This is a genomic window from Azospirillum sp. A23, from assembly GCF_042938965.1.
Classification (GTDB): domain Bacteria; phylum Pseudomonadota; class Alphaproteobacteria; order Azospirillales; family Azospirillaceae; genus Azospirillum; species Azospirillum melinis.
Genome location: NZ_CP170666.1, coordinates 1,421,710 through 1,436,659, shown reverse-complemented (window position 1 = coordinate 1,436,659; position 14,950 = coordinate 1,421,710). Strand labels below are relative to the sequence as shown.

13 protein-coding genes are annotated in these 14,950 nt (G+C 68.3%); 11 read left to right on the top strand and 2 right to left on the bottom strand.

Features of this window, described 5'->3' with window-relative positions:
* The first annotated feature begins 138 nt into the window (after window positions 1-138).
* The 5 genes from ABNQ40_RS15280 (at window position 139) to ABNQ40_RS15260 (ending at window position 5,659) form a co-directional block, all read left to right on the top strand.
* Window positions 139-2,637 carry a TonB-dependent receptor gene (locus ABNQ40_RS15280; protein WP_109051399.1) on the top strand — a complete coding sequence of 833 codons (2,499 nt, stop codon included), beginning with the start codon at window positions 139-141 and terminating at the stop codon, window positions 2,635-2,637.
* A gap of 29 nt (window positions 2,638-2,666) precedes the next feature.
* On the top strand, window positions 2,667-3,395 hold the full coding sequence (locus tag ABNQ40_RS15275) for a DUF4198 domain-containing protein (RefSeq protein WP_109051398.1): 729 nt from the start codon (window positions 2,667-2,669) through the stop codon (window positions 3,393-3,395).
* A complete protein-coding gene (locus ABNQ40_RS15270) occupies window positions 3,392-3,673 on the top strand; it encodes a DUF3649 domain-containing protein (protein ID WP_109051397.1) in 282 nt (93 codons plus the stop codon). The genes ABNQ40_RS15275 and ABNQ40_RS15270 overlap by 4 nt, the downstream gene beginning before the upstream one ends.
* A gap of 79 nt (window positions 3,674-3,752) precedes the next feature.
* Window positions 3,753-5,342 carry a PepSY domain-containing protein gene (locus tag ABNQ40_RS15265; protein WP_109491129.1) on the top strand — a complete coding sequence of 530 codons (1,590 nt, stop codon included), beginning with the start codon at window positions 3,753-3,755 and terminating at the stop codon, window positions 5,340-5,342.
* The gene (locus ABNQ40_RS15260) at window positions 5,339-5,659 is read left to right on the top strand and encodes a DUF3325 domain-containing protein (RefSeq protein ID WP_109051396.1); all 321 of its coding nucleotides are present in this window, start codon (window positions 5,339-5,341) and stop codon (window positions 5,657-5,659) included. Before ABNQ40_RS15265 ends, ABNQ40_RS15260 begins: the two co-directional genes overlap by 4 nt.
* Here the strand turns inward: ABNQ40_RS15260 and ABNQ40_RS15255 are convergent.
* Complete coding sequence (locus ABNQ40_RS15255; protein ID WP_391347120.1) at window positions 5,631-6,866, bottom strand: amidohydrolase family protein; 1,236 nt, start codon at window positions 6,864-6,866, stop codon at window positions 5,631-5,633. The two genes, ABNQ40_RS15260 and ABNQ40_RS15255, sit on opposite strands and share 29 nt — an antisense overlap.
* Window positions 6,867-6,946: 80 nt before the next feature.
* Between ABNQ40_RS15255 and ABNQ40_RS15250 the strand changes: the two genes are divergently transcribed.
* A complete protein-coding gene (locus ABNQ40_RS15250) occupies window positions 6,947-7,345 on the top strand; it encodes a hypothetical protein (RefSeq protein ID WP_109051395.1) in 399 nt (132 codons plus the stop codon).
* A gap of 31 nt (window positions 7,346-7,376) precedes the next feature.
* On the opposite strand, the gene ABNQ40_RS15245 is transcribed toward ABNQ40_RS15250, so the two are convergent.
* Window positions 7,377-8,093 carry a GntR family transcriptional regulator gene (locus tag ABNQ40_RS15245; protein WP_391347117.1) on the bottom strand — a complete coding sequence of 239 codons (717 nt, stop codon included), beginning with the start codon at window positions 8,091-8,093 and terminating at the stop codon, window positions 7,377-7,379.
* A gap of 234 nt (window positions 8,094-8,327) precedes the next feature.
* Here ABNQ40_RS15245 and ABNQ40_RS15240 point away from each other — a divergent pair, with 234 nt between their 5' ends.
* From ABNQ40_RS15240 to ABNQ40_RS15220, 5 genes are all read left to right on the top strand, one after another.
* Window positions 8,328-9,182 (top strand): ABC transporter ATP-binding protein, encoded by an 855-nt coding sequence (locus tag ABNQ40_RS15240; RefSeq protein WP_391347115.1) that lies wholly within the window; start codon window positions 8,328-8,330, stop codon window positions 9,180-9,182.
* Window positions 9,183-9,185: 3 nt separating this feature from the next.
* A complete protein-coding gene (locus ABNQ40_RS15235; protein WP_174470358.1) occupies window positions 9,186-9,959 on the top strand; it encodes an ABC transporter permease in 774 nt (257 codons plus the stop codon).
* Window positions 9,960-9,986: 27 nt separating this feature from the next.
* Window positions 9,987-11,009 carry an ABC transporter substrate-binding protein gene (locus ABNQ40_RS15230; RefSeq protein WP_391347113.1) on the top strand — a complete coding sequence of 341 codons (1,023 nt, stop codon included), beginning with the start codon at window positions 9,987-9,989 and terminating at the stop codon, window positions 11,007-11,009.
* A gap of 57 nt (window positions 11,010-11,066) precedes the next feature.
* Window positions 11,067-12,638 (top strand): gamma-glutamyltransferase family protein, encoded by a 1,572-nt coding sequence (locus tag ABNQ40_RS15225; RefSeq protein WP_391347111.1) that lies wholly within the window; start codon window positions 11,067-11,069, stop codon window positions 12,636-12,638.
* 290 nt (window positions 12,639-12,928) lie between these two features.
* Entirely contained in the window at window positions 12,929-14,851 is a 1,923-nt protein-coding gene (locus ABNQ40_RS15220; RefSeq protein ID WP_109051389.1) for a tetratricopeptide repeat protein, read from the top strand.
* The last annotated feature ends 99 nt before the right edge of the window (window positions 14,852-14,950 follow it).

Genomic DNA, 14,950 nt, shown 5'->3' with positions numbered 1-14,950 from the left:
ATAGTGCGAACGATTCGCATTATCGATGCGAGTGATACGCATTCTCTTATATAGCATCCACGTCCGACCGGCCTGGGGGGAACAGCGCCGGTCGCCGGGATCGTGCTGCATCCATCGCCAGGCAGGGGAACCGATACTATGAAACTAGTTCGCGGCACGGCAGATGCCCGTTACACGACCATTGCGTGTGGCGTGCGCTCAGCCGAGCCTGACGCCCGCAGGTCCGGCCTGCGTCCGGCGGCCGTCGCAGCCGGGCTCGCCGCCGCGGTCCTGGCGGGTGGTGCTTTCCCGGTCTCCGTGGCCCATGCCCAGACGGCGGCCGCCACCGTCAACGCCGACATTCCCGCCGGTCCGCTGGGCGAGACGCTGAGCCGCTTCGCCGCGCAGGCGGGCGTGACGGTCCAGGCGGCCCCCGCGATGGTCCGGGACAAAACCTCGCCCGGCCTGAAGGGTGCCACCACGGTGGAGGACGGCCTGCGCCGCCTGCTGGCCGGCAGCGGCCATGGGATCGCGCGCACGGCGTCGGGCTACGCCGTCGTCGCGCAGAGCGCCGCGGCCCCGGCATCCTCCCCAGCCTCTTCCCCGGACAGCACGACCCTGCCGGCACTCCAGGTGACGGCCAACGCCGGACTGATGACCGGCGGGCTGGCGCAGCCCTATGCCGGTGGGCAGGTCGCGCGCGGCGGATCGGTCGGCCTGCTCGGCAGCGGCGACGTCATGGACACGCCCTTCAGCACGGTCAACTACACCTCCGACCTGATCGAGAACCAGCAGGCGCGCACCGCGGCGGACACGCTGATCAATGACGCCTCCGTCCGGCTGACCACCGGCAGCAACGGCTTCGATGACACCTTCCAGATCCGCGGCTATGCCGTCGGGTCCGGCGATGTCGGCTTCAACGGCATGTACGGCCTGGTGTCGTCCAACCGGGTGCCGGCGCAGATCGTCGAGCGGATCGAGCTGCTGAAGGGCCCCGGCGCGCTGGTCAACGGCATTTCTCCCAACGGCAGCATCGGCGGCGGCATCAACATCCTTGCCAAACGCGCCGGGGACGACCCGCTGACCCGCGTCACCACCACCTACATGAGCGACGCCAATCTCGGCGTGCACCTGGATGTCGGCCGCCGGTTCGGCGAGAACAAGGAATGGGGCGTCCGCTTCAACGGACTGATGCGCAACGGCGAGGCGTCGGTCGACGGCGGCAACCTCCGCTCCGGCCTGGGAGCCCTGGCGGTCGATTACCGCGGCGAGCGGCTGCGCTGGTCGATGGACGCCATCAGCCAGCGCGACGACACCGACAATTTCCGGCCCCAAATCAGCATTCTGCCCGCCACCACCGCAATCCCCTCCCCGCCCGACGCGCGCAGCAACTGGTATCCCGGCACGGTTCTGGTGCAGAAGGACGTCACCGTCGCCTCCAACATCGAGGTCGATCTGACGGACAGCCTGACCGCCTATGCCGGCATCGGCTACCGCAAGGGCGAGAACGACCAGACCTTCCCCAGCTCGACCACCGCGGTGAACGCGCTCGGGAACTTCACGGTCCGCAACGCCTACTACGATTCCTATTCCCGCACGGTCAGCGGCACCGCGGGCGCCCGCTGGCGGTTCGCGACCGGCCCGGTCCATCATCTGCTGAATGTCGGCTACACCGGCTTCAAGCGCGACGAGGGGAACGCCTACATCCAGTCGGCCGGCTCCGCCCTGTCGAACATCTACAACCCGGTGGCGCTGCCCGCCGTCACCGCCACCCGCACCTCCGCGCGCAAGTCGGCGGAAACCTCGCTGACCAGCTTCGCGGTCGCCGACACGCTGTCGGTGCTGGACGACCGGGTGATGCTGACGCTGGGCGCCCGCCGCCAGAAGGTCCATGTCGACAGCTTCAGCACCGCCACCGGCGCCCAGACCGGCACCTACGATGCCAGCGCGACCTCGCCGCTGGCCGGCTTCGTCGTCAAGCCGCTGTCCAACGTCTCCCTCTACGCCAACTATGCCGAGGGGCTGACGCGCGGAACCGTGGTCGGCGCCGGCTACGCCAACACCGGCGCGGTGCTGGCCCCCTTCAAGTCGAAGCAGTACGAGGCCGGCGTCAAGGTCGACTGGGGGACGATCACCACCACGGCGGCGGTCTTCCAGCTGACCAAGCCGAATTCGATCCGCAACGCGGCCAACGAGCTGGCCTATGACGGCGAGCAGCGCAACCGCGGCCTGGAGCTGTCGGTCTATGGCGAGATCCTGCCCGGCCTGCGCGGCATGGCCAGCGCCGCCTTCATGGATCCGAAGCTGACGCGCACCGCCGTCGCCGCGGTGCAGGGCAACGACGCCGCGGGTATACCGGACAAGACGCTGTCGGCCGGGCTGGACTGGGAAACCCCGTGGGTCCAGGGCTTCGCCCTCAACGGGCGGGTGATCTACACCTCGGGCTCCTACCTGACCGACGCCAACACCCTGCGCTTCGACGGCTGGACCCGCCTCGACATCGGCGCGCGCTATGCCACCAAGGTCGTCGGCACGCCGGTCACCTTCCGCGCCAATGTCGAGAACCTGTTCGACAAGAACTACTGGCTGACCACCGGCACCTACGTGACCGTCGGCGCACCGCGCACGGTGCTGCTGTCCGCCTCTGCCGATTTCTGATCCCCACCCCCGATCCAGCCGGAGTGATCATGACCAGACTGTCCATCGCCGTCGTCGCCCTGCTGGGCCTCGCTGCACCCGCCAACGCCCACCAGATCTGGATCGAACAGGCCGACGGCCAGAATGCGGTGATCCGCTTCGGCGAGTTCGGCGACAATCTGCGCGAGGCGTCGCCCGGCCTGCTCGACAAATTCGTCAAGCCGGCCGCCACCCTGGTCTCGGCCAAGGGGGAACGGGCGGCGGACGCGGCCAAGACCGCCACCGGCTTCACCCTGCCCTTCAAGGCCGGCGACGGCGAGGCCATCGTCGCCGACGACCCGCTCTATCCGCTCTATCCGGGCAAGGACAACGGGAAGGAGACCGCCAACTGGTACCACCCGTCGGCGCGCCTGATCACCGGATTCAAGGAACAGCAGCCGAAGCTGCCCCTGGATCTGGTGCCCGCCGGCGAGCCGGGCCGTTTCAAGCTGTTCTTCAAGGGGCAGCCCAAGGCGAAGACCAAGGTATCGCTGGTGACGCAGTCCGGCTGGGCCAAGGAGGCCTACACCGACGAGCAGGGCGTCGTCAGCTTCGACCTGCCATGGAAGGGGACCTATGTCGCCGAGGCCAGCGTCACCGACCGCAGCCCCGGCGAGCGTCCGGGCGCCAAGGGTCCCGAACGCTATGACGCCGTGAGCTACGCCACCACGGTCACCTACGTCCATGGTGACGGGCTGGCGCCGCTTCCCGCCGGCACGGCGGCAGCGCCGCACCAATGATGTCGCTGATCGGCCCTGTCCGCCGCGCCGCCCCGGTCGCCTCACGCATCGTCGCGGCGCTGTTCGGCGGTTATGCGCTGGCGGCGCTCGGCAGCGTCGCGGCGCTGGCATTGCCGATGAGCAAGCCTCAGGCCGTGCTCACCGGCATGCTGGCGAGCTTCGCGATCTATGCGGCGGCGGTGGTCTGGGTCTTCGCGGCGCGCAGCGCGCTGCGGGCCTGGGCCGGCCTGCTGGCGGCGGCGGCCCCGCTGCTGCTGGCGGCCTGGTCGGTCTGGTGAGGGGAGAGGTGCCGTGAAGACGGACAACGTAAAGCGGGAAAGGGCACAGCGTCCCGCCGGCCGCGGCATTCGCCAGAGCATGTCGGGCCTGCACATCTGGGCCGGCCTGCTGATGGGCTGGATCCTGTACGCCATGTTCCTGACCGGAACGGTGTCCTACTTCAAGGACGAGCTGTCGCAATGGATGCGGCCGGAACTGGCGCATCAGGCGGAACTGCCCGATCCGGCCCTGGTCGCCCAGCGCGTCGCCGACGAGCTGGGCGCCATCGCGCCGGGCACCCCGCAATGGAGCATGCGCCTGCCGGACGGGCGCACCAACAGCGTCTACGCCTTCTGGCGCATGGCGCCCGGCGAGGCGGGAGCGGCACCCGGCCGCCGCGCCTTCGGAGAGGCCGCGTTCGATCCCGCCACCGGCGGCAAGGTCACCGCGCGCGAAACGCTGGGCGGCGATTTCTTCTACCGCTTCCACTTCCAGTTCCACTACATGCCGGTGCTGTGGGGACGGTGGATCGCCGGGGCGTCGGCGATGTTCATGCTGGTCGCCATCGTCAGCGGCGTCATCACGCACAAGAAGATCTTCATCGACTTCTTCACTTTCCGCGGCGGCAAGGGACAGCGGTCGTGGCTCGACGCGCACAATGCGCTGTCGGTGTTCGGCCTGCCCTTCCACGCCATGATCACCTACACCGGGCTGGTCACGCTGATGGCGCTCTACATGCCCTGGGGCGAGCGGACGGCGATCACGACGCCGGCCGAGCGCCAGCAACTGACCGCCGAACTGAACGCCTTCATCCAGCCGGGCAAGCCCAGCGGACAGGCGGCCCCGCTCGCCTCCGTCGCCGACATGGTGCGCCAAGCGCAGGAGCGCTGGGGCCAGGACACCGTCGGCCGCGTCACCGCCACCAATTCCGGCGACAGCACCGCCCGTGTGGCGGTCGCGCGCGGCGAGGCCGGCCGCGTCTCGATGAGCCCACAGTACATGCTGTTCGACGGCCCGACCGGCCGGCTGCTGGAGACCCGCGAGGGGGTGGGTGCGGCGGCGGAGACGCGCGGCGTGCTGTATGCCCTGCATCTGGGACGGTTCAGCGACACGGTGACGCGCTGGCTCTATTTCCTTGTCAGCCTGATGGGCACGGCGATGGTCGGCACCGGTCTGGTGATGTGGACGGTGAAGCGCCGCCAGAAGCTGACCGACCCCAAGCGGCCCCATATCGGCTTCCGCATCGTCGAGCGGCTGAACATCGCCAGCATCGCCGGGCTGTCGGTCGCCATGACGGCCTTCCTCTGGGGCAACCGCCTGCTGCCGGCGGGAATGGCGGAGCGGGGGGCCTGGGAGATCCACCTGTTCTTCGCGGTCTGGGCGCTGACGCTGGCGCATGCCGTGCTGCGCCCGGCCAGGACGGCCTGGATCGAACAGCTGTGGGCGGCGGCGGCGCTGCTGGCGCTTCTGCCGGTGCTGAACGCCGTCACGACGGACCGGCCGCTGTGGCACAGCATGGCCGAGGCCGATTGGGTGTTCGCCGGCATGGATTTGATGTGCCTGTCACTGGCGGCGCTCCACGCCGTGCTGGCGCTGCGCACCGCCCGCCATCGGCCGAAACCGCGGGTGGTGCCCGCCAAGGCGCGGGGCGGCGTTATCGGCGGCGCGCTGGAGGAGGGGCGCTCATGATGCATCTCCTGTCTTTCGCGCTCTGCCTTGCCGCCTTCGCGGCGCTGGCCCTGGCGACGGAGCGCCAGCAGCACGACCTGTTCGGGCGTCCGCTGCCGCAGGCCGCGACGCACCTTCTGCGGATCGCGGGAACGGGCGTCATGCTGCTGGCGCTGGGCGTCCTGCTGGACTGGCAGGGCTGGGGCCTTGGCCTCGTCATGTTCAGCGGCCACACCAGCCTGGCCGCGGGCGTCGTGTTCTGTGCGGCCATCGGCCTTGCGAGCGCCCGCCGCCGCGGGAAACCGGCCGTTATCTCACCAGCGTCGCGGCGGGTCTGACGAAGCTCTTGCGACCGCGCTTGAACCCCATCAGGGGCGTGGCGATTCCGCCGAAGGCGTCGGCTTCGTCGTCGGCGTCGAGCACGATCAGGTCCGCCTGTCCGCCGACCGCGATGCCGTAATCGGCAATCCGCATCAGCCGGGCAGCCGTGGTCGAGACCATGTCGAGGCAATCGCCGAATCGTTCGGGCCCCAGATGCATGAGGTTCGCATAGAGGTTGCCCATCCGGATCAGCGAACCGTCGCCGAAGGGCGTGAACGGGTTCAGGACATTGTTGGTCGCGACCGAGACGGTGACGCCGCCGTCCGCCAGCAGATGGACCGGCGCCACCCCGCGCGGCGCCCGATGCTTCAGATCACGCCCATTCAGATAGAGGTCCGTCGCCGGCAAGGCCGTCACCCCCACGCCGGCTTCGGCCAGGAGCGCGGTCATCCGTTCCAGGGCCGCATCGTCGATGGCGGCGAGCTTGGTGGCATGGCCGACGGCGACCCGCCCCTGCCAACCTGCCGCAATCGTCCGCCGGCAGATTTCCTCCAGATGCGACCAGCTGGGATCGAGATCGAAATCCAGATGGACATCGAGATCGACGTCATGCGCCACCGCCAGGGCGAAGATCCGCTCCATTTGCAGGGACGGATCGGCATCGGTATAGGGGCAGCCGCCCAGCAGATCGGCCCCCTCCGCCAGGGCCTGGGCCAGCAGCCGTTCGACCGCCGGGTCGTGGGTCATCCCCTCCTGCGGGAAGACGCAGATCGACAGGTCGATGGCGAAGGCATAGTCGCGCTTGAGCCGTGTCATTGCCTCGAAACTGCGCAGACCGACCAGCGGATCGAGCTCCACATGCGCCCGCATATGCATGGTGCCCTGCATGATCGCGCGTTCCAGGGTGCGGGCGCCGCGCTGGTAGACATCCTCGACCGTGAACGCCCGCTTCAACCCGGAGACCGCGGCAATCGCCCCCTTCAGCCCGCCGCCGGCATCGCGGCAGCGACAGAGCAGGCAGGATTTGTCGAGATGGATGTGGGTATCCACCAGCCCCGGCAGGACGAGGCGCCCGCTGGCGTCCTCTTCCAGGACGGCGGTCCCGGTCAGGTCGGGGCCGATGGCGGCGATCCGTCCCTGCCTGACCGCGATGTCCTGCAGGCCCTGCCCTCCCCTGAGCCGGGTGTTGCGCAGGAGAAGATCGAAACTGTGGGTCTGCGGCATCTCGAAATCCGGCGTGTCGTTTGCATGCGAAAATCGCATGCACTTTTGATACCAATATGCCGACACTTACGGAGGTCCAGATGAGTGAGACGACTGAACGCGATCTGCAGGCGGTGAAGGATTATCTGGAGGCGTCGATGGCCCCCGACCCGGTGCGCGCGGCCAAATACGTGGCGCCGGGTTTCATCTGCCGCTTCACCGGGCATCGCGTTTTCGACACCCCCAGCGGGCCGACCGGCTTCAATGCCGCGCGCTACAAATGGGTGAAGAAGCGGATCGAGCGCTATGACGTGGTGCCGGGCGAGACGGAAACCATCGTCTACAGCCTGGGCTACCTGTATGGCGCCTGGCCGGACGGCACGCCCTTCGACAACAACCGCTATGTCGACCGTTTCGTGGTGCGGGACGGGCTGATCGTCGAAACCGATGTCTGGAACGACAGCGCCGAATGGATCCTCGATCCCTCCTGCGCCCGCTGATTTAGCCTGCCAACCGCCGGTCCTGGCGTTCTTATTCGGTGTAGGGCGCCAGGATGTCCATGAGGTCGCGGCTCCTGGCGCCCGAGCTTTGCAGCAGTGCGCGGGAGGCCACGGCCTCCAGATGGTCGTCCATCAGGGCGCAGGCCTTGTCGGCGGGGCCGCTCCGGATCGCCTCGATCAGTTCCAGATGCTCATTCACTGCGCATTCGGAAGAATGGGGCCGGCTGAAGACCGCCAGCGACAGGCCGGCACGGTAACAAATCTCCGTCACATAGCGGATCAGCACGGGCTTGCCGGTCATTTCCGCCAGCCGGACATGGAACTCCGTCGCAAGGCGGATCGAAATCCCCTCGGCACCATGCCGCGCCTGGTGTTCGGCCTCGACGATGGTCGTCAGCTGCTTGACCTGGGCCTCGGTCAGCTTGCCGGCCAGATGGCGGACAACCTGACGCTCCAGATCGACCCGGATGTCGAAGATGTCGCGCGCATCCTCGAAGGACGGCACGGCGACCACGGCGATGCGGTTGCGGCGCAGATCGACAAGCCCCTCCGCCGCCAGCTGCCCGAGCGCGGTGCGGGCGATGGTCCGGCTGACGCCGAAGCGTTCGCCCAGCGAATCCTCGGGCAGCCGGTCTCCTGGCGACAGCGCCCGCTCGATGATCGCGCGCCGCAAGGCCGTGCAGATCGCCGCGACACGGTCGCCTCCGGTTTTCCCTGAACGCTTTTGCTCGCGTTTTTCCTCGGCCATCACCGCCCCCGCCTGCTCCGCCTTCCATAAGCGAGGCCGGTTGGGAATGCAACTCGCCAAGTGCCGCATTTGGATGCAGCGGCGCCGCTCGCTTGCATAAAATAAGTGCATGCAAAAACTGTATGCACTTTTCCTCCCCCAATGCCTGACTTCTCTTCCGGGGAGCTTGGCCCTTCAGGGAAACTGGCGCACCCATTGCATACAGTTTCAGCGATCCGCCACGAGGTACGCCGCATGTCCCGATCCCAAGCCATCCCGCAAGGCCGCCCGCCCATCGCCCCGCCCATCGCCGTCGAGCTTTCGCAGGCCGCCGTTTCGTTCGGCAAGCCGGGCAAGACGGTCGCGGCCTTGCAGGAGACCAACCTTCGGATCGCCGCGGGTGAATTCGTCGCCCTGGTGGGGCCGTCGGGCTGCGGGAAATCGACGATCCTGCGACTGACGGCCGGCCTGCTGAACCCGACCCGGGGCGCCGTCATCGTCGGCGGGCGCGAGGTCGGGGCCAAGGCGCTACGCGTCGGCATGGCCTTCCAGAATCCGACCATGCTGCCCTGGCTCACCATCGAGCGGAACGTCATGCTGCCGCTGAAGATCGTGCGGCCGTTCCGTTCCGACTATCGCGCCAAGCGCAGGACGGAGTTCCGCGACCGGGTGCATGCCCTGCTGGCCGATGTCGGGCTCGACAAATTCGCCAACCATTACCCCTGGCAGCTGTCGGGCGGGATGCTGCAACGCGCGAACCTGTGCCGCGCCCTCATCCATGAACCGAGCCTGCTGCTGCTCGACGAGCCGTTCGGCGCGCTCGACCAGTTCACCCGCGAGGAGCTGTGGGGAACGATGCAATCCCTGTGGCTGAAGCGCAAACCCACCGTCCTGCTGATCACCCACGATCTGAAGGAAGCCGGTTTCCTCGCCTCGCGCATCTGCGTGATGAGCGCCCGCCCCGGCCGCATCATCGACGACAGCGCCGTCGATTTCCCCCGGCCGCGCACGGTCGACATGACCTTCAACGCAGATTTCGTCGCCCTCAACCAGCGCCTGCGCGACCTCATCATCGATGCGCGCAGCGATGCCGCAATCCAGGGAGCCTGAGCCGTGAGCTACGACCTGCGCCGCCGCCTCTGGGCCGCCCTCCTCATCCTCGGCTTCTTCGCGGCCTGGGAGATCCTCTGCCTCGTCCTCCAGGTCTCCGATCTGGTCCTGCCGCGCCCGACCCAGGTGTTCGCGACGCTGGCCGCGCGCTTCGGCATCCTCCTGCCCCATGTGATGCAGACCCTGTGGACCACGATGATCGGCTTCGTCCTGGGCGTCACCGTCGGGGTGGTCATCGGGGCGGCCATCGGCGTCTCGCGCACCGCCTACGACACGGTCTATCCCCTGCTGATCGGTTTCTCCTCGATCCCCAAGGTCGCCGTGGTGCCGATCTTCGTGCTGTGGTTCGGATCGGGCGCGACGCCGGCCATCCTCACGGCGCTCGCGATGTGCTTCTTCCCCATCGTCGTCAACATCGCGACCGGCCTCGCCACCACCGAGCCGGAGTTGGAGGACGTGCTGAAGTCGCTGGGAGCCAGCAGGCTCGACATCCTGTGGAACGTCGGACTGCCCCGCACCATGCCCTTCTTCTTCGCCTCGCTGAAGATCGCCGTCACCTTCGCCTTCGTCGGCAGCGTGCTGTCCGAAACCGTCGCCTCCAACAAGGGCATCGGCAACGTGATGATGACGGCCTCCTCGAACTTCGACGTGCCGCTGGTCTTCGCCGGCCTCTTCCTGCTCGCCGCCCTCGGCATCCTGCTCTACGTCGCCTTCTCGCTCGTCGAGGCGCGCGTCACCGGCTGGGCCACCCGCCGGCAGGGCTTTGCTTCCGCCTGATCCATCCTTCCGAAACGGAGCCTCCCCATGTTGAAAAAGCTTCTCGCGACGCTTGCGCTCGGCCTTTGCCTGAGCGGGACGGCGTCGGCCGACACCGACATCAAGTTCACGCTCGGCTGGAAGACCCAGGGCTCCGACGCGCCGTTCCTGCTGGCGCTGCAGAAGGGCTATTTCAAGGCGGAAGGGCTGAACGTCACCATCGACCAGGGCGAAGGGTCGGCGGCCACCGTGACCCGCATCATGTCGGGCGCCTATGACGCCGGCTTCGGCGACATCAACGCGATCATCCAGAATGCGGCAACCCGTCCCGGCGACGTGCCGGTGATGGTCTATCAGCTCTGGAACAAGCCGCCCTTCGCCATCGTCTCGAAGAAGGCGACCAGCATCGCGAAGCCCGCCGATCTCGTCGGCAAGAAGCTGGGCGGCGCGCAGGGCACCCCGACCACCCGCCTCGTGACCGTGCTCGGCACGCTCAACAAGGTCGACATGACCAAGGTCGCCATCGAGAACATGGGGCCGAACCTCCAGGAACCGATGCTGATCAAGGGCGACATCGACGGCGCCCTGGTCTTCAACATCACCAGCTGGTTCAACCTGATCAACAACCGCCAGGATCCGGCCAAGGACTACAACTGGCTGCTGTTCGGCGATTTCGGCCTCGACCTCTATTCCAACGGCATGATGGTTTCCCAGAAGCTGATCCGGGAGAACCCGGCCGCCGTCACCGGCCTCGTCCGTGCCGTCAACAAGGCGGCGGTCGAGATCGGCGGGGATCCTGCCGCCGGGCTGAAGGCGGTCCTGGCCTACGACAATCTGGCCAAGGAGGAGCTTGAGCGCGCCCGCATGATCTTCTCCTACGAGCATCTCATCGTTTCGCCGGAAGTCGACAGGCTCGGCCTCGGCGATGTGGACGATGCCCGCCTCGCCCGTTCCATCGGCATTGTCGTCGAAGGCTATCAGCTGACCGCCACGCCCAAGCCGGAACAGGTCTTCACCCGCCGGTTCCTGCCGCCGCCGGCCGACCGCAAGCTCGCCTACAAGACCAACTGACAGCAGGGAACAGGCCCGGCCGGACCGACGGCCGGGTTCCAGCAGAGGGGAAACGAGATGAACGCCGCCCGGCCCGGAATGGTCACCAGCCCGCATCCCCTGGCCTCCGAAGCCGGAGCCGCTATTCTGGCCAGCGGCGGCACCGCCATCGAAGCGGCGGTCGCCATCGCCGCCTGCCTGTCCGTCGTCATGCCGCATTTCTGCGGAATCGGCGGCGACGCCGTCTGGCTGGTGGCGGACCGGCAGGGAGGACAGCGCTGCTTCCTCGGCATCGGACAGGCGGCGGAGACCCTGCCCGCCTACGACTCTGCCATCCCTCTGCGCGGACCGGCCTCGACCGTCACCTCGGCCTGCGCGGTCGACAGCTGGGGTCATGCCCTTGCCTATGGTGCGGATCGCTGGGGCGGCACACAGGCCTTCGCCGACCTCCTCGCCCCCGCCATCGCCCTGGCCCGGGACGGCTATGTCCCGAGCCGCTCGCAACAGTTCTGGTTCGATTTCCGCCGCGACGAGATCCCGCAGTGGGGAGGCTTCGCGGAACATTTCAACGCGGCCCCCGGCGCCCTCTTCAAGCAGCCCGGCCTCGCCCGCAGCCTCTCCCTGCTGGCGGAGGACGGTTACCGGTCCTTCTATGATGGGCGACTGGCCGAGCAACTGGCAGAGGGGCTGGCCGCCGCCGGCTCCCCTCTCCGTGCCGCGGATCTGGCAGCATCCCGGACACGGGACGAGGCTCCGGCAAGCCTAGACTATCGCGGGCTGACCCTGCTGGCGCCACCCGCGCCGACGCAGGGGCTTTCCACCCTGGCGATCCTGGGCATCCTCTCCCACTTCGATCTGGCGGCCCTGTCGCCGACCAGCCCGCTGCGTTACCATCTGCTGGTCGAGGCGGTGAAGCAGGCTTTCCTGGACCGGCCGCTGATCGCCGATCCGGACTGTGCCGAACCGCCTCCCTGGGATTTCCTCGATCCGCAGCGTCTGGCCGCCAAGGCCGCCGCCATCGATCCGGCACGCGCCCTGCCCTGGCCCCATCCCTACCAGCATGGCGATACGGTCTATTTCGCCGCGACCGACGAACAGGGACGCTGTGCCAGCGTCCTGCAAAGCACCTATTTCGACTGGGGCAGCGGTGTCCTGATCGGCGACACCGGCATCCTCTGGCAGAACCGTGGCGCGGCATTCTCCACCGTTCCCGGCGACCGCAACGGGATCCAGCCGGGCAAGCGCCCCTTCTATACCCTCAATCCCGGCATCGCCCTCAAGGATGGGAACCCTCGCCTTCTCTACGGCACCCAGGGCGCGGACGGCCAGCCGCAGACCCTGTCCGTGCTGCTCAGCGGCCTGATCGATCACGGCATGACGCCCGTGGAGGCGCTCGCCCAACCCCGCTTCCTTCTGGGCAAGACATTCTCCGACAGCCGCGACAGCCTCAAGATCGAAGCCTCCCTGGGCGGGGCCGCGATAGGGGCTCTTACCGCTCTGGGTCATGAGGTGGCGCCCCTTCCGGCCATGTCGCCGATCTTCGGCCAGGCGGGAGCGATCAGGCTCACCGATGCCGACACCTTGAGCGGCGCCCACGATCCGCGTGGAGAAGGCAACGCGATCCGATGCCAGAGGCCTCTGCCGGAGTGACACATTGTCTCGACCGGCTCGCCGGAACGACCGCCGTTGGGGTCGGTTTCACTTGCTGGCAACAAGAGCCGGTGCAGGCGCATGTCAAGACGGATTGCCAAGCCGGGACTGTTGCGGCGTGATGCAGTCCTCGGGCATCGAGTTCGCTGTGGGCGGCTTGAATTCGCGCGGAAATGCCCCATCCACCTGCTCCAAGCCGGATTCAGGACCTGAACGATGCTGCCCTTCGCGTCGGAAAGCGCTATGTATTTCAAAAGACTTTCTGACGCCACGAGGATGAGGGTGAGGACATGGGCCAGCTGGCCAAACCTGAGGTCGGGAAAGGCCCAGCGGCCACGCTGCCCGACGTGAGGTCGATGCTCGCCTCCGCGGTTGCCCGGCATAAGGCAGGGGATGCTGCCGCCGGCACTCTGTACCGGGCCATTCTGTCCGCCGAGCCGTCGCATGGCGACGTCCTCCACCTGCTTGGCGTGACAGCGTTGCAGGCCGGGGCGGCGGAGGCGGCCAGCCGCTGGCTGCGCCGGGCGCTCGTGGTCGACAGGGCGCAGGCCTACTACCGCAACAGCCTGGGTGAGGCCTTCCGCGCACTCGGCCGGCCGGACAAGGCGCGGGAACAGTACCGCCTGGCGCTCACGCTCAATCCGGCCTACCCGGAATCGCTGGCCAACCTGCACAGGCAGCCACTGCCGGGCGACAATGCGTCGGCCCTGCTCGAGCGCTTCTGCCGCCTGCGCCCGGCCACGGCGAGCGAACTCCTGGCCGTTGCCGATTCTCGCCTGCTTTCGGGACGGCTGGCCGACGCGCGCACCGCCTATCGGGCGGCAGTGGCGCTGGAACCGGCAACGGTCCAGGCCTACGTCAACCTCGGCGCCACCGCCTCGCGGGAGAAGAACCATGCGCAGGCCGCGGCCGCCTATCGCCGGGCCCTGCGCCTGTCCCCCGATCATCCGGGGGCATGGAACAACCTCGCCAGCGCCGTATGGGAGTTGAACGACGGCCAGGGTGCCGTCCGCTTCTGCCGCCGATCCGTGGCGCTCAAGCCGGACCATCCCGATCCCTACGCCAACCTCGGCTATGTTCAGCGGTCCCAGGCCCGGAACGGCGATGATTTCGCCGAGGCGGCGACGCTGTGCCGGCGAGCCCTGCGGATCAACCCGTCGCATGTCTCGGCGCTGAACAATCTCGGCATCATCAACCTCGACCTCGGCCAGTTGGACGAGGCCGAGCGCCTGTTCAACCGGACGCTGGCCGCCGAACCGAAGCACCCCGACGCCCGCTTCAACCTGTCGCTGGCCCTGCTCAAAGCCGGCCGGCTCAAGGAGGGCTGGGACCATTACGAGGCCCGCTGGGAAACCGGCCAGCTCCCGACGGTGAACGGGCAGTTGCGGGCCTGGCAGGGCGAGCCGCTGAACGGCGCCACCATCCTGCTGCATGCCGAGCAGGGACACGGCGACACCCTTCATTTCGTCCGCTACGCCCCGCTGGTCGCGGCGCGGGGCGGACGCGTGGTGCTGGCGGTCCAGCCGTCGCTGAAGCGGCTGGTCGCCGGCATGCCCGGCGTGGCTGCGGTCCATGCGCTGACGGACCCCTTCCCGAAGCCGGAGTTCCACTGTCCGCTGATGAGCCTGCCGCGGCTGCTCGGCACCGAGCTGGGCACGATCCCCGGCGGCATTCCCTACCTCTACCCGCCCGCCGAGGCGATCGGCAAATGGTTGGGCCAGCCCCTGCCGGGCGCCGGGCTGCGGGTCGGGTTGGTGTGGTCGGGAGACCCCCGGCCAGGCCTGCTGCGCGCGAACCTGACGGACCGGCGGCGCAGCATGAGCCTGCACGACCTGGCGCCATTGGCCGAGGTGCCGGACCTGCGCTTCGTGAACCTGCAGATGGGCGGGCCGGCGGCGCAGCTCGCCGAACCGCCGGCGGGGATGGACATCCACGATCCGATGGGGGCCATCACCGATTTCGCGGACACGGCGGCCCTGGTGATGCGCCTTGATCTCGTGATCACGGTCGACACCTCGGTCGCCCATCTCGTCGGCGCGCTGGGGAAGCCCGTCTGGGTCATGTCGCGCTACGACGGATGCTGGCGCTGGCTTCAGGGCCGCGACGACACGCCCTGGTACCCGACGATGCGGCTTTTCCGCCAGACCGCGCCGGGCGACTGGACGACCGTCATCAGGCGCGTCGCGGACGCCCTGCGTCAGTTGGCTGCATGATCACCCCGCCTGCGTGACACCCGCGCCGGTTTCCGGTCGCGTCGGCACCGCCCGTGGCGCGGAGGACGGGGCGCGGAACACCGCCCCGCCCCGTCCTCC

Coding starts and splice junctions, on each gene's coding strand:
- ABNQ40_RS15280 (WP_109051399.1), top strand. CDS start 139: ATGAAACTAGTTCGCGGCACGGCAGATGCCCGTTACACGACCATTGCG.
- ABNQ40_RS15275 (WP_109051398.1), top strand. CDS start 2,667: ATGACCAGACTGTCCATCGCCGTCGTCGCCCTGCTGGGCCTCGCTGCA.
- ABNQ40_RS15270 (WP_109051397.1), top strand. CDS start 3,392: ATGATGTCGCTGATCGGCCCTGTCCGCCGCGCCGCCCCGGTCGCCTCA.
- ABNQ40_RS15265 (WP_109491129.1), top strand. CDS start 3,753: ATGTCGGGCCTGCACATCTGGGCCGGCCTGCTGATGGGCTGGATCCTG.
- ABNQ40_RS15260 (WP_109051396.1), top strand. CDS start 5,339: ATGATGCATCTCCTGTCTTTCGCGCTCTGCCTTGCCGCCTTCGCGGCG.
- ABNQ40_RS15255 (WP_391347120.1), bottom strand. CDS start 6,866: ATGCCGCAGACCCACAGTTTCGATCTTCTCCTGCGCAACACCCGGCTC.
- ABNQ40_RS15250 (WP_109051395.1), top strand. CDS start 6,947: ATGAGTGAGACGACTGAACGCGATCTGCAGGCGGTGAAGGATTATCTG.
- ABNQ40_RS15245 (WP_391347117.1), bottom strand. CDS start 8,093: ATGGCCGAGGAAAAACGCGAGCAAAAGCGTTCAGGGAAAACCGGAGGC.
- ABNQ40_RS15240 (WP_391347115.1), top strand. CDS start 8,328: ATGTCCCGATCCCAAGCCATCCCGCAAGGCCGCCCGCCCATCGCCCCG.
- ABNQ40_RS15230 (WP_391347113.1), top strand. CDS start 9,987: ATGTTGAAAAAGCTTCTCGCGACGCTTGCGCTCGGCCTTTGCCTGAGC.
- ABNQ40_RS15225 (WP_391347111.1), top strand. CDS start 11,067: ATGAACGCCGCCCGGCCCGGAATGGTCACCAGCCCGCATCCCCTGGCC.
- ABNQ40_RS15220 (WP_109051389.1), top strand. CDS start 12,929: ATGGGCCAGCTGGCCAAACCTGAGGTCGGGAAAGGCCCAGCGGCCACG.